We start from the raw sequence: 20370 nt of genomic DNA, 5'->3' as shown, positions 1-20370 counted from the left end.
TCCGTTTTCCGTATTCGATGGCCGCGCATGTCGCGCAGGCCAAGTCAAAACCAGGCCAAAACAAAAAGCCCGCTATGCATCGGCATCAGCGGGCTTCGGGGTACGACAGCGATCGACTCGGGCCGACTGCCGCCGGCCTTCGCTTTAGCTGTTTTGGGAAGTCGCCCCGCGTCCGCAAGCTGATATCAAATCGACGCAAGGCCACATCCTATCACGCTTCGTCAAAAGCGTACGCCGGTGTCACTCGACCGACAACTGCAGGTTCATCTGCGAGCGCTCGGTCTCGCCGGCCGTATCGCGATCGGCCTGCGACGCCGGCGTGAGGCGCGCGCGCTCGATCGTATCGAGATACTCGGGCGTCACGTCGCCGGTGATGTAGTTGCCGTCGAAGCACGACGCCTCGAAGCGTTCGAGCTTCGGGTTGATGTCGCGCACCGCGCGGCGCAGGTCGTCGACGTCCTGGTAGATCAGGTGGTCGGCGCCGATGATCTTCGCGACTTCGTCGTCGGTGCGGCCGTGCGCGACGAGCTCGCCGCGCGTCGGCATGTCGATGCCGTACACGTTCGGGAACTTCACGGGCGGCGCCGCCGACGCGAAGATCACCGACTTCGCGCCCGCATCGCGCGCCATCTGCACGATTTCATGCGAGGTCGTGCCGCGCACGATCGAATCGTCGACGATCAGCACGTTCTTGTCCTTGAACTCGATGCTCATCGCGTTGAGCTTCTGGCGCACCGACTTCTTGCGCACGGCCTGCCCCGGCATGATGAACGTACGGCCGACATAGCGGTTCTTGAAGAAGCCTTCGCGATACTCGACGCCGAGCTTCGCGGCAACCTGCATCGCGGCCGGGCGCGACGAATCGGGAATCGGCATCACGACGTCGATCGGCACGTTCGGCAGCTCGCGCTTGATCTTCTCGGCGAGATAGTCGCCCATGCGAAGGCGAACGTTGTAGACGGGCACGCCGTCGAGGCACGAATCCGGACGCGCGAGGTACACGTATTCGAACATGCACGGATTCAGCGTCGGCTGCTCCGCGCATTGCTGGCTGTGGAAATTGCCGGCCGGATCGATGAAGACCGCCTCGCCCGGCTTCACGTCGCGCACGAATTCGAAACCGATGCCTTCGACCGCGACCGACTCCGACGCGACCATCCACTCGGTGCCGTGCTCGGTTTCGAGCTTGCCGATGCAGAGCGGGCGGATGCCGAACGGATCGCGGAACGCGAGCAGGCCGTAGCCGGCGATCAGCGACACGATTGCATACGAGCCCTGCAGGCGGCGATGGACGCCCGAAACCGCCTTGAACACCGAGGCCGGATCGAGCTCGAGGCCCGTCGTCGACAGTTGCAGCTCGTGCGCGAACACGTTGAGCAGCACTTCGCTGTCGGAATTGGTGTTGATGTGCCGGCGGTCGATCCGGAACATCTCGTCCTTCAGTTGCTGCCAGTTCGTCAGGTTGCCGTTGTGCGCGAGGATGATCCCGAACGGCGCGTTCACGTAGAACGGCTGCGCCTCGGCTTCGCTCGTCGCCGAACCGGCCGTCGGGTAGCGCACCTGGCCGATGCCGTAGGTGCCGGGCAGGCTGCGCATGTTGCGCGTGCGGAACACGTCGCGCACCATGCCGTTCGCCTTGTACATGTGGAAATTGCTGCCGTCCGCCGTCGCGATGCCCGCTGCGTCCTGACCGCGATGCTGCAGCAGCAGCAAGCTGTCATAGATCAGCTGGTTGACCGGGGATTGGGAGATAACGCCTACGATGCCGCACATGGCATGTCCTTCAGAATGACAAAATCGGTTACGTCCTGCCCGGCCGCGTCGTCACACGCGTACGTACTGGGCCATGCCGTCGGGCAGGAGCTGCTTCAGCTCGTGCACGCCCTGTTCGGCGAAAGGACGCAATAGCGCATTGCGCCAGAAATCCTGTTTGGGCAGTTCGGTCAGCCCGGCCGCCGCGACCAGCAGCACCACCAGCACGCAGCCGCGGACGAGCCCGAACATCATGCCCAGCGAGCGATCGACACCGCCCAGGCCGCTCGCCTGCGCGATCCGCGACAGCAGCGCGTTCGCCACACCGGCGACCAGCACGACGCCGATCACGACCAACGCGAAGGCGATCACCCACTGCGTCAGCGCGCCGCCCGGCCAGTTCGCCGGGATATACGGCACGACCAGCCCGACGTAGCGGCCCGCGATCACGATCGCCGCAATCCAGCCGATCAGCCCGAAAATCTCGGACACGAAGCCGCGCCACGCACCGCGCAGCGCCGACAACACGATCACCGCCAATACAGCGTAGTCGAAAGCCGTCAGCATCGTGCGTTATTGCGTCAGACCGGCTTCGCGCACCTTCGCGATCGCGGCGGAAGCCGCCGCGCGATCCGCGAACGGGCCCGCACGCAGCAGTGTAGCCGTGCTGCCGTCCGCCTGCTTGCGATGCTCGACATATGCGGGCACACCCGCAGATTTCAACTTGGTGGCCCACGAACGGGCCGTCGCGTCTTCCTTGAACGAACCGAGCTGCACCGCGAAGCGCGCACCGGCCGGCGATGACGGCGACGACGCGTCGCCGCTGTCCGGGCTCGCGGCGTCGGCATTCGCGACGGTCGCCGGAACCGGCTTCGGCGCCGCCGGTTTCGCCGCGGGGGCGGCCGGCTTCGGTGCGGGCTTCGGCGGCGTCACGCTCGCCGTGGTCGTCGTATCGGGCTTCTCGGCCGGCTTGGCGGCATCCTTCGGCGTAGGCGCCGGGGCCGCCGCAACGGCGGTGTCGGATGCCGGCGGCTCGTCGTGTGCGACACCTGCCTGCACGTCGGACGCATCGTCGTCACGCGGCGCGACCGCCTGGTGCGCGGGCCGGTTCGGGATGTCGATCGCGATGTCGTCCGTCACCGGCTTCGGGTGCGAATCGAGCACCATCGGCAGCACGATCACGGCGGCCACGACGAGCGCGATCGCGCCGACGAGGCGACGGCGCGCGCGTTGCTTTTCTGGAAGGGTCGGATCGAGGAGCAGCGCGTCCGATTCCGGACGCTCGGTGCGGCGCGGGCGCCGCTCGACGCGTTCAGTGCGCTCCGTGCGCACGTTCCGGGAGGTCCCGGTGCGACCGCCGCGCCGCGTGGGCGCGTCGTCGTCTTTTTTGCCGAACGAGAAAATTCCCATGAATGGCTGAGTCCGAAACTGCCCGTCAGTCAGTGTTGCTGCGATTTACGGTAGGCCAGCACGCCGGCAACCGTATGGAAACTGCCGAAAACCACGATTCTATCATTCTCGGATGCTCTTTTTAGTGCATCGCGAAACGCTTCGGCGGGCGACGCGTAACGCGTCACGCTCGAATCGGGCCCCTCCTCCACGCCAGCCTTGCGCAGCGCGGCTTCGAGCTGCTCCGCGGAGGCCGCGCGCGGCAGCGGCAGATCGGTCACGCACCAGTGGTCGATCTCGCCTTTGAGGTGCTTCAGCACGCCGTCGATGTCCTTGTCGTGCATCGCGCCAAACACCGCGTACGTGTACGGGAAGAAGCCCATGTTGCCGAGATTCTGCTCGAGCACGGCCGCCGCATGCGGGTTATGCGCGACGTCGAGCACGATCGCCGGCTTGCCGGGCAGCACCTGGAAACGCCCTGGCAGCTCGACGTTCGCGAGCCCGAGCCGGATGTCCTGCGCGGACACCGGCAGCACCGGGCGCAGCGCCTCGAGCGCGGCGAGCGCGGCCGATGCATTGATCAGCTGATTCGCGCCGCGCAGCGCCGGATACGCAAGCGCCGGATAGCGCTTCTCGCGGCCGAGGTAGCTCCACTGCTGGCGCTCCGCACCCGCCTGCGCCTCGTAGCGGAAATCGCGGCCGACGAGCCACAGGTCGGCACCGATCGCTTCGGCATGGTCGATCAACGTTTGCGGCGCGGCCGGATCGCCGCAGATCGCCGGCTTGCCCGCGCGGAAGATCCCGGCCTTCTCGAACGCGATCTTCTCGCGCGTGTCGCCGAGGTATTCGGTGTGGTCGATGTCGATGCTCGTGACGATCGCGCAATCGGTATCGATGATGTTGACCGCGTCGAGCCGGCCGCCGAGACCGACTTCGAGGATCACCGCATCGAGCCCGCGCGACGCGAACAGATGCAGGATCGCGAGCGTCGTGAATTCGAAGTACGTGAGCGACACGGGTTCGGGCAGCGACGTGCGCGCGGCTTCGACGGCCTCGAAGTGCGGCAGCAGTTCGTCATCGGTGACGTTCTGCCCGTTCACGCGCGCGCGCTCGTTGAATTCGAGCAGGTGCGGCGACGTGTGGCAGCCGACCTTGTAGCCCGCGCGCACGAGGATCGTCTCGAGGAACGCGCAGGTCGAGCCCTTGCCGTTCGTGCCGCCGACGGTGATGACGGGGCACGCGAATTCGAGCTGCAGCGCCGCCTTGACCTGCCCAATGCGGGTCAGGCCCATGTCGATGCCGACCGGGTGCGCGCGTTCGAGATGCGAAAGCCACGCGTCGAGAGTGGGAAAAGTGCTCATCGGATCAAATCTGGATCGGTACCGCCACTACGCCAAAAAACGAAGCGCGCCGCCTGACGCTGAAGCCAGGCGACGCGCAGAGTTCACAACCTCGCGCCGGTCAGGCCAGCGCGTCGGCCGGCTGTCGCTGCAGCAGCGCGAGCAGTTGCGCGATCTCGTCGCGCATCTTGCGGCGGTCGACGATCATGTCGATCGCGCCCGTCGTCAGCAGGAATTCGGCGCGCTGGAAACCTTCCGGCAGCTTCTCGCGGACCGTCTGCTCGATCACGCGCGGGCCGGCGAAGCCGATCAGCGCCTTCGGCTCGGCGATCACGACGTCGCCGAGGAACGCGAAGCTCGCCGACACGCCGCCCATCGTCGGGTCGGTCAGCACCGAGATGAACGGCAGCTTCGCTTCGGCCAGCTTGGTCAGCATCGCGGTGGTTTTGGCCATCTGCATCAGCGACAGCAGGCTTTCCTGCATCCGTGCGCCACCCGACGCCGTGAAGCAGATGAACGGCACGTGCTGTTCCAGCGCGTTCTGCGCGCCGCGCGCAAAGCGCTCGCCGACGACCGAGCCCATCGAGCCGCCCATGAACGAGAACTCGAAGCAGGCCGCGACGACGGGCAGCGTGTGGATCGCACCGCCCATCACGACCATCGCGTCGGTCTCGCCCGTCTCGTCCATCGCTTCCTTCAGACGATCGGGGTACTTGCGGCTGTCCTTGAACTTCAGCGAGTCGACCGGCACGATTTCCTGGCCGATTTCATAGCGGCCTTCCGGATCGAGCAGCCCGTCGAGACGCTCGCGCGCGCCGATGCGCATGTGGTGATCGCACTTCGGGCACACGTGCAGGTTCGCGTCCACGTCGTTGCGGTACAGCACGGCCTCGCAGGACGGGCACTTGACCCACAGGCCTTCCGGAATGCCCTTGCGGCTTTTCGGGTCGGTCTGCTTGATCTTCGGCGGCAACAGTTTGTCGAGCCAGCTCATCGTATGGTTTCCTGTTCCGTGGCGGGCCGGGCCGCGTGGCCCGTTCCCGCCTTCCTATGTTGGTGTTATCGCGCCGTCTTGCCCGCGCCGTCCAGCGCGGCACGCAGCTCGGCGATGAACGCCTTCAGCGCGGCGGCGGCGCCTTCCGGCGCGGCGCTTTCGAGCAGTTGCACGAGGCGGCTGCCGATCACGACGGCGTCGGACACTTCGGCCACCGCGCGCGCCGTTTCGGCGTCGCGGATACCGAAGCCGACGCCCACCGGAACCGGCACGCGCGACTTGATGGCCGGGATTTTACCCGCAATGCTCGAAACATCCAGATTTCCCGCGCCGGTCACGCCCTTGAGCGACACGTAATACACGTAGCCGCTCGCGATCTTGCCGACGTCGGCGATGCGTTCGTCGGTCGACGTGGGCGCGAGCAGGAAGATCGGATCGATCTGCGCGGCACGCATCTTTTCGGCGAATACACCCGCCTCTTCCGGCGGATAGTCGACGACGAGCACGCCGTCGACGCCGGCTGCCTGCGCTTCGGCCGCGAACGCGTCGACCCCCATCCGCTCAATTGGGTTCGCATAGCCCATCAGCACGACGGGAGTTTTGGGGTCGGTTTCGCGGAAGCGCTTCACGTCGGCGAGCACGCTCTTCAGCGTGACGCCGCGCGCGAGCGCGCGTTCCGACGAGCGCTGGATCACGGGGCCGTCGGCCATCGGGTCCGAGAACGGCACGCCGAGCTCGATCACGTCCGCGCCGCCTTCGGCGAGCGCGTGCATGAATTCGACGGTCTTTGCGGGATCGGGGTCGCCGGCCGTGATGAACGGGATCAGGCCCTTTCGGCCTTGTTCGGCGAGTGCGGCAAAGGTCTGCTGGATACGGGACATGGCAATTTTCCTGTGTCGATCGGAGTTAGCGCTTCAGCGCTTACTCCGATCCCATGCCGCAGTTGGCCAGAGTTGGCGCTTCAGCGCTTACTCTGGCCCCGCGGCGGTCGATCCGGAGTTGGCGCTTCAGCGCTTGCTCCGGTTCCATACAAAGCAAGAGTTCGGCGATACGGCGGCGCGATTCACGCGCATGCCGGCGCGGCGAGCGCGTTCACGCGCTCGTGCGCGATCGCACAATAACTTTCGTTGATCTCGTAGCCGACGAAGTCGCGCCCCTGCCGTGCGCAGGCCACCGCGGTCGTGCCGCTGCCCATGAACGGATCGAGCACGCGGCCGCCCGGCGGGCAGCTTGCGAGCACCATCCGCTCGATGATTTCCAGCGGCTTCTGGGTCGGATGATCGACGCGCTCTGCGTGCTGCCGGTGCAGGCGCGAGACCGACCAGACGTCCTTCGGGTTGTAGCCCATCTCCAGCCACTTGCTGCCTTCGAACAGCTTGCGCGAGCGGGCCTTCTTCGTGTCGGCGTCGTACGGGATGCGGACCGGATCGAGATCGAAGTAATACGCCTTGGAAACCGCGAAAAAGCCGATGTTGTCGTGCACCGACGTGAAACGGCGCGTCGTGCCGCCCATGCTCGGCACGCGTCGGTCCCAGATGATCTCGTTGACCATCGTGAGCTGCGTCTTCAGAAAACTGAAGATTTCCGGCGCGTACTGCCATGTGCAGAAGATGTACATCGACCCGCTCGGCTTGAGCTTCGGAATCGCCAGTTCGAGCCACTCGCGCGTCCACGCGAGAAACACGTCGCCCGACAGCTTGTCCGAGTCGTTGCCGTAGTCCTTGCCGAGCCCGTACGGCGGATCGGCGACGATCAGGTCGATCGACGCATCCGGCAGGTACGCGGCATCGGTCAGGAAATCGCGGTTATGCAGTTCGATACCGGACGGCAGCGCGCGCGGCACGACGGCGGCAGGCTGAACCGCCTCCGCCTCGCTCGCGGCACCGCCGCCCGGCTCTTCGATCAGGTCACGCATCGGTCGGGGTCAGAGCTCGATGCCCGATCGCTCGGCCACCGTGTGCATGTCCTTGTCGCCGCGGCCCGACAGGTTGACGAGCAGGATCTTGTCCTTCGGCAACGTCGGCGCGAGTTTCACGCCATATGCGATCGCGTGGCTCGACTCGAGTGCGGGAATGATCCCCTCGATCCGGCAGCAGTCGTGAAACGCCTTCAGCGCTTCCTCGTCGGTGATCGGGACATACTGCGCGCGGCCGCTGTCCTTCAGCCATGCGTGCTCGGGGCCGACGCCCGGATAGTCGAGGCCCGCCGACACCGAATGCGTCTCGATGATCTGGCCGTTGTCGTCCTGCAGCAGGTAGGTGCGGTTGCCGTGCAGCACGCCCGGGCTGCCGGCGATCAGCGACGCCGCGTGATGGCCCGTATCGAGGCCGTCGCCGGCCGCTTCGACGCCGATCAACTGCACGGATTGGTCGTCGATGTACGGATAGAAGATGCCCATCGCGTTCGAGCCGCCGCCGACGCAGGCGATCACCGCGTCCGGCTGCCGGCCGGTCATCTCCGGCATCTGCACCTTGCACTCGTCGCCGATCACGCGCTGGAAGTCGCGCACCATCATCGGGTAAGGATGCGGGCCCGCGACCGTGCCGATGATGTAGAACGTGCTTTCGATGTTGGTGACCCAGTCGCGCATCGCTTCGTTCAGCGCATCCTTCAGCGTGCGCGAACCCGACTCGACCGGCACGACCGTCGCGCCGAGCAGCTTCATCCGGTAGACGTTGGCGGCCTGCCGGCGCACGTCCTCGGAACCCATGTAGACGACGCACTCCATCCCGAAGCGCGCGCAGATCGTCGCGGTCGCGACGCCGTGCTGGCCGGCGCCGGTTTCGGCGATCACGCGCTTCTTGCCCATGCGCTTCGCGAGCAGCGCCTGGCCGATCACGTTGTTGATCTTGTGTGCGCCCGTGTGGTTCAGGTCCTCGCGCTTCAGGTAGATCTGCGCGCCGCCGAGCGTCTCGCTCCAGCGTTGTGCGTGGTAGATCGGCGACGGACGGCCGACGAAATGCTTCAGCTCGCGCTCGAATTCGGCGACGAAGTCGGGATCGTTCTGGAATTTTTCATACGCCGCGCGCAGTTCGTCCAGCGCGTGAATCAGCGTCTCGGCGACAAACACGCCGCCGTACGGGCCGAAGTGGCCGCGAGCATCAGGAAGGTTGTACATGGTGTCTCTCTCGATCGGTCGATGCGCCCCGCTTGTCAGGCCGCACCGGCTTGCATCACCCGGCGTCCGCTTCGCGCACCGCGCGTACGAACGCCGCCATCCGGGCGTGATCCTTCACGCCCTTCGCGCCCTCCACTTCGATGCCACTCGAGACATCGACAGCAAACGGGCGCAACTGGCGGATCGCATCACCGACGTTTTGCGCGCTCAAGCCACCACTCAAAACGGCCCGATGCGCGAGCTCTGCGGGAATAAGAGACCAATCGAAGACCTTGCCGCTACCGCCGTAATCCGGCACCAGGGTGTCGAACAGGAGGCCGCGCGCTTTCGAATAATGAAGTGTCGATTCTACCAAATCGGACGGCTGCGTCGAGGGGCCGACGCGCACCGCGCGCAACCACGGCAGGCGTGCCGCGCGGCCGAGCGCGTCGCATTGCTCGGGCGTCTCGTCACCATGAAGCTGCAGCAGCGTGAGCGGCACATCGCGCACGACGGCTTCGATCTCGGCTTCGGTCGCATTCACGAACAGCCCGACCACCGACACGAACGGCGGCGCCAGGCGCGCAAGTTCGGCCGCCTGCGCGATCGTCACCGCGCGCGGGCTCTTCGGGTAGAACACGAGGCCGATCGCATCGGCGCCGAGCGCCGCCGCGTGCAGCACGTCCTCGGGACGCGACAGCCCGCACAGCTTGATGCGCGTGCGCGGCGGCAGGCCGGCCGCGGTGGAAGTCGAAGGAGACACGGCGTGATCCGTCATGATAGTGGGTCCAGATCGGCCCAGACGCTGCTCCACGGCACGCTGCCGAGCTGCGCGGGCGGGACGGCGAATTCCGCCGGGTAGCCGACGTGGGCGAGGTACAGCCCGTCGGCCATGAACGTGGGCGCCGCGAGGTTGCGGTCGCGCCCGGCCAGCACGTCGGCGACCCAGTCGGCCGGATAGCGGCCGCGCCCGACCGCGACGAGGCAGCCCATCAGGTTGCGCACCATGTGATGCAGGAACGCGTTGGCGCGGAAGCGGAAATGGATGAAATGGCCTGCGCGCCGCACATCGATCTGGTACAGGTGTTTGACCGGTGTCTTCGACTGGCATTCCGACGACCGGAACGACGAGAAGTCGTGCTCGCCGATCAGGTGCCCGGCGGCGGCACGCATCGCGTCGTCGTCGAGCGGCGTATGGATCCAGCCCGCGCGCCCGGCCAGCATCGGCGAACGCACGGGATGCACGTACAGCGTGTAGTAGTAGGTGCGCTCGAACGCCGAGAAACGCGCGTGGAACGTCTCCGGCATCTGCTTCGCCCATTGCACCGACACGGTCGACGGCAGGAATGCATTGGTGCCGCGCACCCACGAGAATTCCTCGCGATCGAGGTCCGTATCGAAGTGCACGACTTGCCCGAGCCCGTGCACACCGGTGTCGGTCCGACCGGCCACCGTCGTGTGCAACGGCACCCGCGCGAACTCGGCCAGCGCATGCTGGAGGGCGTCCTGCACGGTCTTGCCGTGCGGCTGCGCCTGCCAGCCGCAGAACGCCGCACCGTCGTACTGAACGCCCAGCGCGATCCGCATCACGCCTCGTCCGCCAGTTTCGCGAGCAGTGCGCGCGCATCGTCGCGCGTCGCGGCGTCGTTCGCGTCGACCACTTCCTGCAGCAGCGTCCGTGCGCCGGACAGGTCGCCCAGTTCGATATACTCGGCCGCGAGGTCGAGCTTGTTGCGTGCAATGCGTGCGAGCTCGTCCGGTGTCAGCGCAGGCAGCGCGGCGCCCGGCGTGGACGGCAGGTCGAGATCAAAATCGAGCTTCAGCGCGCCGAACTGCGCGCCACCAAGCGGCGGCAGCGACGACAGCGCCGGGCTGCCCGCGTGGCCGGCCGGCGGCGTCGCGTCCGGATCCCAGTCGAATTCGTCGTCCTGGTCGGCAGGATGCTCCGGGGCCGGATCGATCGCGCCAATCGACGGGCGCGGCGCGGATTGACCGTTAGTTGCGATTTCATCGGTATCGGACTGCCCTGCCTCGGCAGCCGACTCATCCGCCGCCAGCGACGACTCGTCCTGCGTGCGCGGCGGCAGCGGCATGTCGAGGCTGTTGAGCGCGCTGATCGCGTTCTGCATCAGCGCCGCGTGCTGCGATTCAGTCGCCGATGGCGCGGCGGTTGGCTCGACCGGCGTGTCGGCAGTAGCCAGTTCTAACGGTTCCGCAGCGTGCGGAGCAGGAGCCGGGGTCGGAGCCGCGTCGCTCGCCGGCGGTACTGCGGCGTGGGTGGGCGGGACTTCAGGCTGGCCGTCATGCGGCATCGTCACTTCGTGTACCGACGACGCATCCGCTTCGGGCGGCTCGATCGTCTCCGCCGCTGCGGCAGTCGCCGCGGCCAGGTTCATGTCGGCGGCCGCGTCGCGGGCAACCGGCATCTCGGGCCGGATCTGCAATTCGCGTTCGACGGACTGCGCCGCTTCAGCTTCGGCAGCCACGGCACCGCCCGCTGCGGGGGCTGCAGCCATCGTGCCCGCATCGTCCGTTTGCCGGCCCTTCCGGCGCCTGCGCCACGCGAACCCTGCCGCGAGGACAATCGCGGCCGCGCCCGCTGCTGCGGCCGGGCGCCAGTCCATCTGATCCGCAGAACGCGCAGGCGCCGTCACGGGTGCGGCAGGCTGCGCGGGCGCCGATGCCGGCTGCGCAGCGCTGGCGGCCACACCGGACGACGCTTCGGCTGCCGGCGACGCGGCAGACGGCGCGCCTGCATCGTTCGCGGCCGGACGCGGTGCGGCAGGCGCCTGAGTCGGCGCAGGCGCGACGTCGTTCGTCGTGGCCGGCTTGCCGATACCGTGCTTCTGCAACTCCATCAGCACGCGGTTCTTCAATGCCAGCAGTTGCTGCAGACTCGACGGCCGCGGCTGCGATGCACCCGTGGCGGGTGCCGCACCGGCCGGCTCGTTCGCGCCCGAAACCTGACTGCCCGGCGCAGGCTGGACAGCGGCCTCGCTCGCGGACGACGGCACCGACTGGATCGCGCCGCTCCACACATGCGGGCCGCTGGCGCCGGCAGCAGGCGCCGCCGGTTGCATGTTTTCGACAGCCGACGCGCCGTGCGCAGCCGAAGCGCCTGCCGAAGCCGACGCCCCCGCCGCCGTCGCGACGCTCGCCCCGCTCACCGGAGCCGCATGTACAGCCGGCGCCACCGGTGCGGATTGCACGGCCGACCCCGGATGCGGCGCGGACGCACCGGGCTGTGCGACAGCCGCTCCACCCGATGCAGCGGCGGGCGCTGAGGCAGCCGTCGCCCCCGACGCACCGGATGCGCCAGACGCACCGGCCGGCGCGAGCGCCGCACCCGTTGCGTCGAGCGCGGGCACGGTCAGCGTCGCGCCGACTTTCAGGCGGCTCGCATCGCGCTTCATGAACGCCTGCGGATTGGCATCGAACAGCGCGCGGCCGGCGCGCGCGAGCACGCCGGGATCGTGCGATTGCGTGGCCGCTTTCGCGATGTCGTTCAGCGACTGGCCCGGCTGGACCGTCACGGTAAGCGGCGCGGCGCCGCCGGCAGCAGATGCCGGCAGTTCGCCGGTGCCGGCCGCCCAGGCCGAAGCGGCTGCGCCGAGCGCCAGGATCGCCAGCGCGCCACGCACGGCGCGCGACAGACGGGACTGACGCGGAAACAAGGAAATTCGGGACATCGTTGGCTCTATCGCCGCGCGCGGGCGCGGCTCGGATTCGCGGTTGGAAGCGTCAATAAAGTTGCCGCAGAAATGCAAAAGCGTCGCGCGGAACGCGACGCTTTCGGCGGGTCTGTGCGTCGTAACCGCGTAGTTTACTTCACGTGATCGCGTTCGGGCCGAATTCGTCGCCGGCGGGGGCAACCGGCTGCCCTCGCGCGGCGGCACGCCCGGCGATCGCATCAAGCTGCGCACGGGTCCGCACACTGCAGCCGGCGCACCGGATTGATCGAACGGATAGGTATCAATGGATGAAAAACGTTGCGACAACATCGCATCCGGAACGAATGACAAGGCTTGACGCTGCGTCGCTTCCTCTCCTCGCACCCAAGAATTGCAGGATCGGCCGCGCCAGCGGTTCGGCGCTTTGCATTTCCGCCGGGCGGTTCGCGCATCCGGAGGCCCGGCGCCGAACCACAACCGGGGAATCGGGTGCATCCGCTCAACAATTCGCGTCGCCTGCCGTTAATGGATTAACAGCCGCCATTCCAAATAAATCTCGCCGGCCTGCCAATTCCATTCAAATGAATTTCAATTCAACGATAAGAAGGCAATTCCCACCTCTTATCGTCAAATTGAACATTATTCCCGCCAAATCCCCGCCCCACAAGGCTCTCCAGCCTGACAGCACGATCAACTACTCATACAAAAACAGTCATTTCGACAGCAATTCAATTTCATTACACAAAATTACACAGATCGAACAATTGCGGTCGCTACGATCGCCATCTAACAGGAATCGGCGCAATTCGACCATCGCGTTCGCGCATGCCGGAAAGGCAGGGGCGCGATCGGCCGGGCTGACGCCGTGAAGTGCCAGAGGGTCAGCGCGCAGTTGCAAGACTGCATTCACTCACCAGCTCGTTACGGGGATCGAACATGGGCTATCAGCAGGGTTTGAGCGGGTTGGCCGGCGCGTCGAGCAATCTCGACGTGATCGGCAACAACATCGCGAACGCAAACACGACCGGCTTCAAGCAGGGCCGCGCGAACTTCTCCGACATGTATGCGAATTCGGTCGCGACATCGGTCAACACGCAGATCGGCATCGGCACGCAGCTCGCGTCGGTGCAACAGCAATTCGGCCAGGGGACGATCAATACGACCCACTCGTCGCTGGACATCGCGATCAACGGCAACGGCTTCTTCCAGATGTCGAGCAACGGCGCGACGACGTACTCGCGCGACGGCACGTTCCACCGCGACAAGGCCGGCGCCATCGTCGACTCGCAAGGCCGCAACCTGATGGGCTATGCGGCAGGCGCGGGCGGCGTGATCAACACCGCGCAGACCGTGCCGCTGCAGGCGCCGACCAACAACATCGCGCCGCAGGCGACGAGCAAGATCACCGGCCAGTTCAACCTGAGCTCGCAGGACAAGGTGCCGACCAAGACACCGTTCAACGCGAGCGACAACACGACGTACAACTACAATTCGTCGATCCAGGTCTACGACACGCTCGGCGGCTCGCAGCAGGTCACGATGTATTTCGCGAAAAGCGCGGCCGGCACCTGGCAGGCCTACGCGGGCGTGCAGGGCCAGACGCCGACGAATCTCGGCACCGTCACGTTCGATGCGTCGGGCCGGATCAGCTCGACGACGTCGGCCGCCACCGGCCAGCCGACGCCGAGCCTCGGTCAGTTCGCGTTCTCGATCCCCAACACGACAGGCGGCGCCACCCCGCAGAACCTGGCGCTCGACCTGAGCGGCACGACGCAATACGGCGGCAAGGACGGCGTGAACAACCTCGCGCAGGACGGCTTCGCGAGCGGCACGCTGACGACGTTTTCGATCGGCACCGACGGCAAGCTGACCGGCAACTACTCGAACGGCCAGAGCGCGGTGCTCGGCCTGATCGCGCTCGCGAACTTCAACAACCCGAACGGGCTCGTGAACATCGGCGGCAACCAGTATGCGGAGACCTCTGCGTCGGGCGTGCCGCAGATCTCCGCGCCGGGCAGCACGAACCACGGCACGCTGCAGGGTAGCGCGCTGGAAAACTCGAACGTCAACCTGACGACCGAGCTCGTGAGCCTGATTACCGCGCAGCGCAATTACCAGGCCAACGCGCAGACGATCAAGACCCAGCAGGCGGTCGACCAGACGCTGATGAACCTGCGCTGATCCGCGCATGAAAAACGCGCCGCGCCAGCCTTGACATCGTCAAGGCCGACGCGGCGCGTCATCTTGTGCAGCCCGGCCCGGAGACCGGGCAGGCAGCGCGCTTACTTGTCGAGCAGGATGCGCAGCATGCGGCGCAGCGGCTCGGCCGCGCCCCACAGCAGCTGGTCGCCGACCGTGAATGCCGACAGGTATTCGCCGCCCATCGCGAGCTTGCGCAGGCGGCCGACCGGCACCGTCAGCGTGCCCGTGACATTCGCCGGCGACAGGTCGCGCATCGACGCTTCACGCTCGTTCGGCACGACCTTCACCCAATCGTTCGCCGATGCGAGGATGCCGTTGATCTCGTCGAGCGGCACGTCCTTGTTCAGCTTGATCGTCAGTGCCTGCGAATGGCAGCGCATCGCGCCGATCCGCACGCACAGGCCGTCGACCGGGATCGAGCCCGGCTCGCCCATCGCCGGCTTGCCGAGGATCTTGTTGGTTTCCGCGCCGCCCTTCCACTCTTCCTTCGACATCCCGTTGCCGAGATCCTTGTCGATCCACGGAATCAGGGAGCCCGCGAGCGGCACGCCGAAGTTGCTGGTCGGCATCGCATCGCTGTTCATCGCGGCCAGCACGCGGCGGTCGATGTCGAGGATGGCCGACGCCGGATCGGCGAGCTGCTCCTTCACCGCGCCGTTCAGCGTGCCCATCTGCGACAGCAGTTCGCGCATGTTCTGCGCGCCCGCGCCCGATGCAGCCTGGTAGGTCATCGCCGTCATCCAGTCGACGAGGTTCTCGCGGAACAGGCCGCCGAGCGCCATCAGCATCAGGCTGACCGTGCAGTTGCCGCCGATGAAGTTCTTCGTGCCCTTGACGAGCGCGTCCTTGATCACGTCGAGGTTGACCGGATCGAGGATGATGACCGCGTCGTCCTTCATCCGCAGCGACGACGCCGCGTCGATCCAGTAGCCGTTCCAGCCGGCCGCGCGCAGCTTCGGGAACACGTCGTTCGTGTAATCGCCGCCCTGGCACGTGATGATCACGTCGCACTTCTTCAGCTCGTCGACGCTGGTCGCGTCCTTGAGCGTAGTCTCGTTTTTCGCGAACGACGGCGCTTTGCCGCCCGTGTTGCTGGTGCTGAAAAACACCGGTTCGATCAGGTCGAAATCGCCCTCTTCCTGCATGCGCTGCATCAGGACGCTGCCGACCATGCCGCGCCAACCTACGAGACCTACGTTCATGACTAACCCTTTGATGGAGCTTCCCCGCCATTTCCGTCCCCGCTGTGACCGCGCGGGGAAAAAGGCGGGCACGACGGACGATCAGCGTTTAATGATCGTTTTCGTGGTAATGGTTTTCGTGATGACGATGGCGCGCGCACCCGCACGGGCAATGTTGCCGTGGAGTTTCAAGACCGGGGAGATCAGGGAAATCAGCGCCATCGTTCGAGTCTACACAAACCTATCCGGCCGCACAACGGCCAACCCGGCGCGAACGCGCCGTTTTTACCGGCCGCGTTCGCACCCTTTACTGTCTGCTTACAGCGCCGCGACCACCGCATCGCCCATCGCCGCCGTGCCGACCTGCTGGCAGCCCGGCGTCGCGATGTCGCCCGTGCGGTAACCCTGTTCGAGCACCGTTTTCACCGCGCGCTCGATGCGATCGGCCTGCTCTGCGCGATTCAGCGAGTAGCGCAGCAGCATCGCGGCCGACAGGATCGTCGCGAGCGGATTCGCGATGCCCTTGCCCGCGATGTCCGGCGCCGAACCGTGCGACGGTTCGTACAGGCCCTTGTTGTTCTTGTCGAGCGACGCCGACGGCAGCATGCCGATCGAGCCCGTCAGCATCGATGCTTCATCCGACAGGATGTCGCCGAACATGTTGCCCGTAACGATCACGTCGAACTGCTTCGGCGCCTTCGCGAGCTGCATCGCCGCGTTGTCGACGTACATGTGCGACAGCTCGACGTCCGCGTATTCCTTCGACACGTCGATCATGATGTCGCGCCAGAACTGCGACGTTTCGAGCACGTTCGACTTGTCGACCGACAGCAGCTTCTTCGCGCGCTTGCGTGCCGCCTGGAACGCGACGTGCGCGATGCGGCGCACTTCCGGTTCCGAATAGCGCATCGTGTCGAAGCCTTCGCGCTCGCCGGCGAACGGGCCGTCCGGTGCGGCGCGCACGCCGCGCGGCTGGCCGAAGTAGATGTCGCCGTTCAGTTCGCGCACGATCAGGATGTCGAGGCCCGCGACGAGCTCGGGCTTGAGCGGCGACGCATCGACGAGCTGCGGATAGCAGATCGCCGGGCGGAAGTTCGCGAACAGCTCCAGATGCTTGCGCAGGCCGAGGATCGCCTGCTCGGGGCGCAGCGCGCGCTCGAGCGAATCGTATTTCCAGTCGCCGACCGCGCCGAACAGGATCGCGTCGGCTTCCTTCGCGAGCTTCAGCGTCGCGTCGGGCAGCGGATGGCCGCTGGCCTCGTAGCCTGCGCCGCCGACCGGCGCCTGTTCGAGTTCGAACTTCTCGTCGAGTGCGTTCAGCACCTTCACCGCTTCGGTGACGATTTCCGGACCGATGCCGTCGCCGGGCAACACTGCAATCTTCATGCGTTATTCCTGACTGGGTAGGTAATGGAGGCAGGCCGGCGAACGCGCGGCAAGCGCGCCCGCCTCGAAGGCGATATCAGCCGACCAGCTTGGTATTGAGCCACGGCTGCTTCACGAGCCGCTCGGCTTCGAACTGGCGGATCTTGTCCGCATGGCGCAGCGTGAGGCCGATGTCGTCGAAGCCGTTCAGCAGGCAGTACTTGCGGAACGCGGCGATCTCGAACGGATACTCGCGGCCGTCGCCCGTGCGCACGACCTGCGCGTCGAGGTCGATTGTCAGCTGGTAGCCGTTGAACGCGTACGTGTCGTTGAACACGTGATCGACCTGCTGCTCGGTCAGCACGATCGGCAGCAGACCGTTCTTGTAGCAGTTGTTGAAGAAGATGTCCGCGAAGCTCGGCGCGATGATCGCGCGGAAGCCGTACTGCTGCAGCGCCCACGGGGCGTGCTCGCGCGAGCTGCCGCAGCCGAAGTTCTTGCGCGCGACCAGCACCGATGCGCCCTGGTAGCGCGGCTGGTTCAGCACGAAGTCGGGATTCAGCGGACGCTTCGAGTTGTCCTGACCCGGCTCGCCGTGATCGAGGTAACGCCACTCGTCGAACGCGTTCGGACCGAAGCCCGTGCGCTTGATCGACTTCAGGAACTGTTTCGGGATGATCGCGTCGGTGTCGACGTTCTCGCGATCGAGCGGCGCCACGACGCCGGTATGTACTGTGAATTTTTCCATGATCCGTCTATCCGGTTGGAGGGCCGGCCTTCAGCCGGCGCACATCGACAAATTCTCGGCGGGAAACGTCACTCCGCGGCGCGCTTCAGCGCGTTGCCGGCGGCGTTGACGTCCTGCCCGAAGCCCTGGACGGTATTGCAGCCCGCAAGGCCGAAGCCCAGCCCCGCGAGCGCCAGCGCGGCAACCAGCCGCGTAATGACCTTCGATGCCGTCACGCGTTACCCCAGCTTGCGAATGTCGACGAAGTGACCTTCGATCGCCGCCGCCGCCGCCATCGCGGGGCTCACGAGATGCGTGCGACCGCCCGCGCCCTGCCGGCCTTCGAAGTTGCGGTTCGACGTCGACGCGCAGCGCTCGCCCGGATCGAGCCGGTCGGCGTTCATCGCGAGGCACATCGAACAGCCCGGCTCGCGCCATTCGAAGCCCGCATCCGTGAACACCTTGTCGAGCCCTTCGCGTTCGGCCTGCGCCTTCACGAGGCCCGAGCCCGGCACGACCATCGCGAGCCGAACGTTCGACGCGATGCGACGGTTCAGCTTCTTCACGACATACGCGGCCGCGCGGATATCCTCGATCCGCGCGTTCGTGCACGAGCCGATGAAGATCTTGTCGACCTTGATCGATTCGATCGGCGTGTTCGGCTCGAGCGCCATGTAGGCCAGCGCGCGCTCCATCGCGTCGCGCTTGACCGGATCCTTCTCGCGCTCGGGATCGGGCACGCGACCGTCGATCGACGTGACCATTTCCGGCGACGTGCCCCACGTGACCTGCGGAACGATCTCGGCCGCGTTCAGCTCGACGACGCGATCGAACTGCGCGCCTTCGTCCGACTTGAACTGGCGCCAGTATTCGACGGCCTGGTCCCATTCGGCGCCGGTCGGCACGAACGGACGGCCCAACAGGTAATCGATCGTCGTATCGTCCACCGCGACCATGCCCGCGCGCGCGCCGGCCTCGATCGCCATGTTGCAGACTGTCATGCGGCCTTCCATCGTCAGCGCGCGGATCGTCGAGCCGCCGAATTCGATCGCATAACCCGTGCCGCCTGCGGTGCCGATCTTGCCGATGATCGCGAGCACGATGTCCTTCGCGGTACAGCCGCGCGGCAGTGCGCCCTCGACCTTCACGAGCATGTTCTTGCTCTTTTTCTGCAGGAGCGTTTGCGTCGCGAGCACGTGCTCGACTTCCGACGTGCCGATGCCGTGCGCGAGTGCGCCGAACGCGCCGTGCGTCGACGTATGCGAATCGCCGCACACGATCGTCATGCCCGGCAGCGTCGCGCCCTGCTCCGGCCCGATGATGTGGACGATGCCCTGGCGCACGTCGTTCATCTTGAACTGCGTGATGCCGAACGCATCGCAGTTCGAGTCGAGCGTGTCGACCTGCAGCTTCGAGACGGGATCGGCGATGCCGTGGCTGCGATCCGTCGTCGGCACGTTGTGGTCCGACACGGCCAGGTTCGCGCTGATGCGCCAAACCGGACGGTGTGCGATCTTCAGCCCTTCGAACGCCTGCGGGCTCGTGACTTCATGCAGCAGCTGACGGTCGATGTACAGCAAGGTCGTGCCGTCATCCTCGGTGTGGACCACGTGGGTATTCCACAGTTTGTCGTAGAGAGTCTGTGCCATGGGTATGCGGGGTCGTTGTGACTACAAGCCTTACGGATGCGGTCGATTATGCCACGCAGAACGCGTCGCGGCGCAGGCTGGACGCGAAAAAACCCATTAAAAACAGTGGTTTGGCTGGTAGCCCCAATACCTGTATCGGCATTACCCGGCAAAATGGGGCGCGCCGGGTCCGGATGACCGCGATCGCGGATCGCGTCGCCCGGACCAGGCGCGACGAGCCGGAACCCCGCGGCCTCAGCCGTTCGGATATTCGCGGTTGATCAGAGCGAGCCGCAGCATCGCGAGCTGCATGCCGGCGTTGCTCATCAGGTAGAGATCGCGGCGCCGCATCGCGGGCGGCTGCGCGGACGTGTCGTAGGCGACCGGCAGCGCCAGCCCGGCCGGCACTGCCGCCTGCATCCCCGCCGCATTCGACACGCGCACGGCGATCGACGCCTGATCCGCATGCGTGACGATCGCGACCTTGCCGAGCGCCGCGGCCGAGCCGGCCTGCTTGACGATCGCGGCGGCGACGCCGTCGGGCGTCGGTATCGGGCTGCCGGCGCTCATGGCCGGCGTCGCGATCGTCGTCACGCCGGCCGTCAGCCCGTATTTCGACGCGAGCACGCTCGCGACTTCCTGCTGCGCGTAGACCGGCACGGCGACCTTCTGCCGGAGCGCGAACACGGCGTCGGCAATCGCCTCGTTCACCGGGCCCGGCACCGGCGCGGCACCGGACGCCGCGGCGCGGCTGCCGAAGCTGAACGCTGCGATCGTATTGATGCCGGCCGCCTCGACGGTGGGCGGCGCCCACGAGAAAAACGTGTCGAACAGGTAACCCGTCTCATCGGCGGCGGTCGCGCGATCGTTCAGTTCGTTCGTCAGCTTGCCGAGCATCTGGCGCTTGAGCTCGGCATCGGACACCGGCGCGTCGCTCGCGAACACGGGCGCGGCGGCCGCACATGATGCGGCGAGTACGGAAGTGGAAGCCAGGAAATGGCGGCGGGTCTTCATGGTCATGAGA

General features: G+C 66.4%; 20 protein-coding genes. 2 read left to right on the top strand and 18 right to left on the bottom strand.

Translation table 11 applies throughout. The annotated features are described in order from the left end of the window. Positions 1-240: 240 nt before the first annotated feature. The 11 genes from purF to R9B84_RS24295 form a co-directional block, all read right to left on the bottom strand. Entirely contained in the window at positions 241-1773 is a 1533-nt protein-coding gene (gene purF, locus R9B84_RS24345; protein ID WP_423762601.1) for an amidophosphoribosyltransferase, read from the bottom strand. Between the two features lie 51 nt (positions 1774-1824). Next, the gene (locus tag R9B84_RS24340) at positions 1825-2319 is read right to left on the bottom strand and encodes a CvpA family protein (RefSeq protein ID WP_006491262.1); all 495 of its coding nucleotides are present in this window, start codon (positions 2317-2319) and stop codon (positions 1825-1827) included. 6 nt (positions 2320-2325) lie between these two features. Next, on the bottom strand, positions 2326-3162 hold the full coding sequence (locus R9B84_RS24335; RefSeq protein WP_423762600.1) for an SPOR domain-containing protein: 837 nt from the start codon (positions 3160-3162) through the stop codon (positions 2326-2328). Positions 3163-3191: 29 nt separating this feature from the next. After that, entirely contained in the window at positions 3192-4502 is a 1311-nt protein-coding gene (gene folC / locus R9B84_RS24330; RefSeq protein WP_423762599.1) for a bifunctional tetrahydrofolate synthase/dihydrofolate synthase, read from the bottom strand. Between the two features lie 100 nt (positions 4503-4602). Continuing rightward, positions 4603-5475, bottom strand: coding sequence for an acetyl-CoA carboxylase, carboxyltransferase subunit beta (gene accD / locus R9B84_RS24325; protein ID WP_006755101.1), 873 nt, complete (start codon positions 5473-5475; stop codon positions 4603-4605). Positions 5476-5540: 65 nt separating this feature from the next. Beyond that, on the bottom strand, positions 5541-6356 hold the full coding sequence (trpA, locus tag R9B84_RS24320; RefSeq protein ID WP_175967871.1) for a tryptophan synthase subunit alpha: 816 nt from the start codon (positions 6354-6356) through the stop codon (positions 5541-5543). 182 nt (positions 6357-6538) lie between these two features. Further along, entirely contained in the window at positions 6539-7390 is an 852-nt protein-coding gene (locus R9B84_RS24315; RefSeq protein WP_423762598.1) for a DNA-methyltransferase, read from the bottom strand. 9 nt (positions 7391-7399) lie between these two features. Beyond that, positions 7400-8593: a tryptophan synthase subunit beta gene (trpB, locus tag R9B84_RS24310; protein ID WP_423762597.1), complete on the bottom strand. Its 1194-nt coding sequence runs from the start codon at positions 8591-8593 to the stop codon at positions 7400-7402. Positions 8594-8648: 55 nt separating this feature from the next. Continuing rightward, positions 8649-9350, bottom strand: coding sequence for a phosphoribosylanthranilate isomerase (locus R9B84_RS24305; protein ID WP_423763567.1), 702 nt, complete (start codon positions 9348-9350; stop codon positions 8649-8651). Next, a complete protein-coding gene (gene truA / locus R9B84_RS24300) occupies positions 9347-10159 on the bottom strand; it encodes a tRNA pseudouridine(38-40) synthase TruA (RefSeq protein WP_423762596.1) in 813 nt (270 codons plus the stop codon). Before truA ends, R9B84_RS24305 begins: the two co-directional genes overlap by 4 nt. Beyond that, positions 10159-12261 (bottom strand): FimV/HubP family polar landmark protein, encoded by a 2103-nt coding sequence (locus tag R9B84_RS24295; RefSeq protein WP_423762595.1) that lies wholly within the window; start codon positions 12259-12261, stop codon positions 10159-10161. Before R9B84_RS24295 ends, truA begins: the two co-directional genes overlap by 1 nt. Positions 12262-12551: 290 nt before the next feature. Here R9B84_RS24295 and R9B84_RS24290 point away from each other — a divergent pair, with 290 nt between their 5' ends. Together R9B84_RS24290 and flgE are read left to right on the top strand one after the other, a co-directional pair. Continuing rightward, positions 12552-13112 carry a hypothetical protein gene (locus tag R9B84_RS24290; RefSeq protein ID WP_423762594.1) on the top strand — a complete coding sequence of 187 codons (561 nt, stop codon included), beginning with the start codon at positions 12552-12554 and terminating at the stop codon, positions 13110-13112. A gap of 67 nt (positions 13113-13179) precedes the next feature. Beyond that, entirely contained in the window at positions 13180-14424 is a 1245-nt protein-coding gene (gene flgE / locus R9B84_RS24285) for a flagellar hook protein FlgE (protein WP_423762593.1), read from the top strand. Between the two features lie 101 nt (positions 14425-14525). Here the strand turns inward: flgE and asd are convergent, their stop codons facing one another. From asd to R9B84_RS24250, 7 genes are all read right to left on the bottom strand, one after another. Next, complete coding sequence (gene asd / locus R9B84_RS24280) at positions 14526-15647, bottom strand: aspartate-semialdehyde dehydrogenase (RefSeq protein WP_047901342.1); 1122 nt, start codon at positions 15645-15647, stop codon at positions 14526-14528. Positions 15648-15728: 81 nt separating this feature from the next. Beyond that, a complete protein-coding gene (locus R9B84_RS24275) occupies positions 15729-15848 on the bottom strand; it encodes a hypothetical protein (RefSeq protein WP_047901343.1) in 120 nt (39 codons plus the stop codon). 96 nt (positions 15849-15944) lie between these two features. Beyond that, positions 15945-17012, bottom strand: a complete 1068-nt coding sequence (leuB, locus tag R9B84_RS24270; protein ID WP_423762592.1) for a 3-isopropylmalate dehydrogenase — start codon at positions 17010-17012, stop codon at positions 15945-15947. A gap of 76 nt (positions 17013-17088) precedes the next feature. After that, positions 17089-17739, bottom strand: coding sequence for a 3-isopropylmalate dehydratase small subunit (gene leuD / locus R9B84_RS24265; RefSeq protein WP_034179996.1), 651 nt, complete (start codon positions 17737-17739; stop codon positions 17089-17091). A gap of 68 nt (positions 17740-17807) precedes the next feature. Further along, positions 17808-17954 (bottom strand): entericidin A/B family lipoprotein, encoded by a 147-nt coding sequence (locus R9B84_RS24260; protein ID WP_027791137.1) that lies wholly within the window; start codon positions 17952-17954, stop codon positions 17808-17810. 3 nt (positions 17955-17957) lie between these two features. Then, positions 17958-19367 (bottom strand): 3-isopropylmalate dehydratase large subunit, encoded by a 1410-nt coding sequence (gene leuC / locus R9B84_RS24255; RefSeq protein WP_423762591.1) that lies wholly within the window; start codon positions 19365-19367, stop codon positions 17958-17960. A gap of 234 nt (positions 19368-19601) precedes the next feature. Then, positions 19602-20360, bottom strand: coding sequence for a Tat pathway signal protein (locus R9B84_RS24250; protein ID WP_423763566.1), 759 nt, complete (start codon positions 20358-20360; stop codon positions 19602-19604). Between the last annotated feature and the right edge of the window lie 10 nt (positions 20361-20370).

This window comes from Burkholderia sp. NLJ2, from assembly GCF_049487195.1.
GTDB lineage: Bacteria > Pseudomonadota > Gammaproteobacteria > Burkholderiales > Burkholderiaceae > Burkholderia > Burkholderia pyrrocinia.
The sequence above is the reverse complement of the archived record's forward strand: the minus strand, read 5'-3'. Positions and strand labels throughout refer to the sequence as shown.

Bases quoted from the DNA above. Each gene is read 5' to 3' on its own strand.
- R9B84_RS24340 (WP_006491262.1), bottom strand. From the start codon at position 2,319: ATGCTGACGGCTTTCGACTACGCTGTATTGGCGGTGATCGTGTTGTCG.
- trpA (WP_175967871.1), bottom strand. From the start codon at position 6,356: ATGTCCCGTATCCAGCAGACCTTTGCCGCACTCGCCGAACAAGGCCGA.
- truA (WP_423762596.1), bottom strand. From the start codon at position 10,159: ATGCGGATCGCGCTGGGCGTTCAGTACGACGGTGCGGCGTTCTGCGGC.
- purF (WP_423762601.1), bottom strand. From the start codon at position 1,773: ATGTGCGGCATCGTAGGCGTTATCTCCCAATCCCCGGTCAACCAGCTG.
- flgE (WP_423762593.1), top strand. From the start codon at position 13,180: ATGGGCTATCAGCAGGGTTTGAGCGGGTTGGCCGGCGCGTCGAGCAAT.
- R9B84_RS24295 (WP_423762595.1), bottom strand. From the start codon at position 12,261: ATGTCCCGAATTTCCTTGTTTCCGCGTCAGTCCCGTCTGTCGCGCGCC.
- R9B84_RS24335 (WP_423762600.1), bottom strand. From the start codon at position 3,162: ATGGGAATTTTCTCGTTCGGCAAAAAAGACGACGACGCGCCCACGCGG.
- leuD (WP_034179996.1), bottom strand. From the start codon at position 17,739: ATGGAAAAATTCACAGTACATACCGGCGTCGTGGCGCCGCTCGATCGC.
- leuC (WP_423762591.1), bottom strand. From the start codon at position 19,367: ATGGCACAGACTCTCTACGACAAACTGTGGAATACCCACGTGGTCCAC.
- R9B84_RS24290 (WP_423762594.1), top strand. From the start codon at position 12,552: ATGAAAAACGTTGCGACAACATCGCATCCGGAACGAATGACAAGGCTT.
- R9B84_RS24315 (WP_423762598.1), bottom strand. From the start codon at position 7,390: ATGCGTGACCTGATCGAAGAGCCGGGCGGCGGTGCCGCGAGCGAGGCG.
- trpB (WP_423762597.1), bottom strand. From the start codon at position 8,593: ATGTACAACCTTCCTGATGCTCGCGGCCACTTCGGCCCGTACGGCGGC.
- accD (WP_006755101.1), bottom strand. From the start codon at position 5,475: ATGAGCTGGCTCGACAAACTGTTGCCGCCGAAGATCAAGCAGACCGAC.
- R9B84_RS24250 (WP_423763566.1), bottom strand. From the start codon at position 20,360: ATGAAGACCCGCCGCCATTTCCTGGCTTCCACTTCCGTACTCGCCGCA.
- R9B84_RS24305 (WP_423763567.1), bottom strand. From the start codon at position 9,350: ATGACGGATCACGCCGTGTCTCCTTCGACTTCCACCGCGGCCGGCCTG.
- asd (WP_047901342.1), bottom strand. From the start codon at position 15,647: ATGAACGTAGGTCTCGTAGGTTGGCGCGGCATGGTCGGCAGCGTCCTG.
- leuB (WP_423762592.1), bottom strand. From the start codon at position 17,012: ATGAAGATTGCAGTGTTGCCCGGCGACGGCATCGGTCCGGAAATCGTC.
- folC (WP_423762599.1), bottom strand. From the start codon at position 4,502: ATGAGCACTTTTCCCACTCTCGACGCGTGGCTTTCGCATCTCGAACGC.
- R9B84_RS24275 (WP_047901343.1), bottom strand. From the start codon at position 15,848: ATGGCGCTGATTTCCCTGATCTCCCCGGTCTTGAAACTCCACGGCAAC.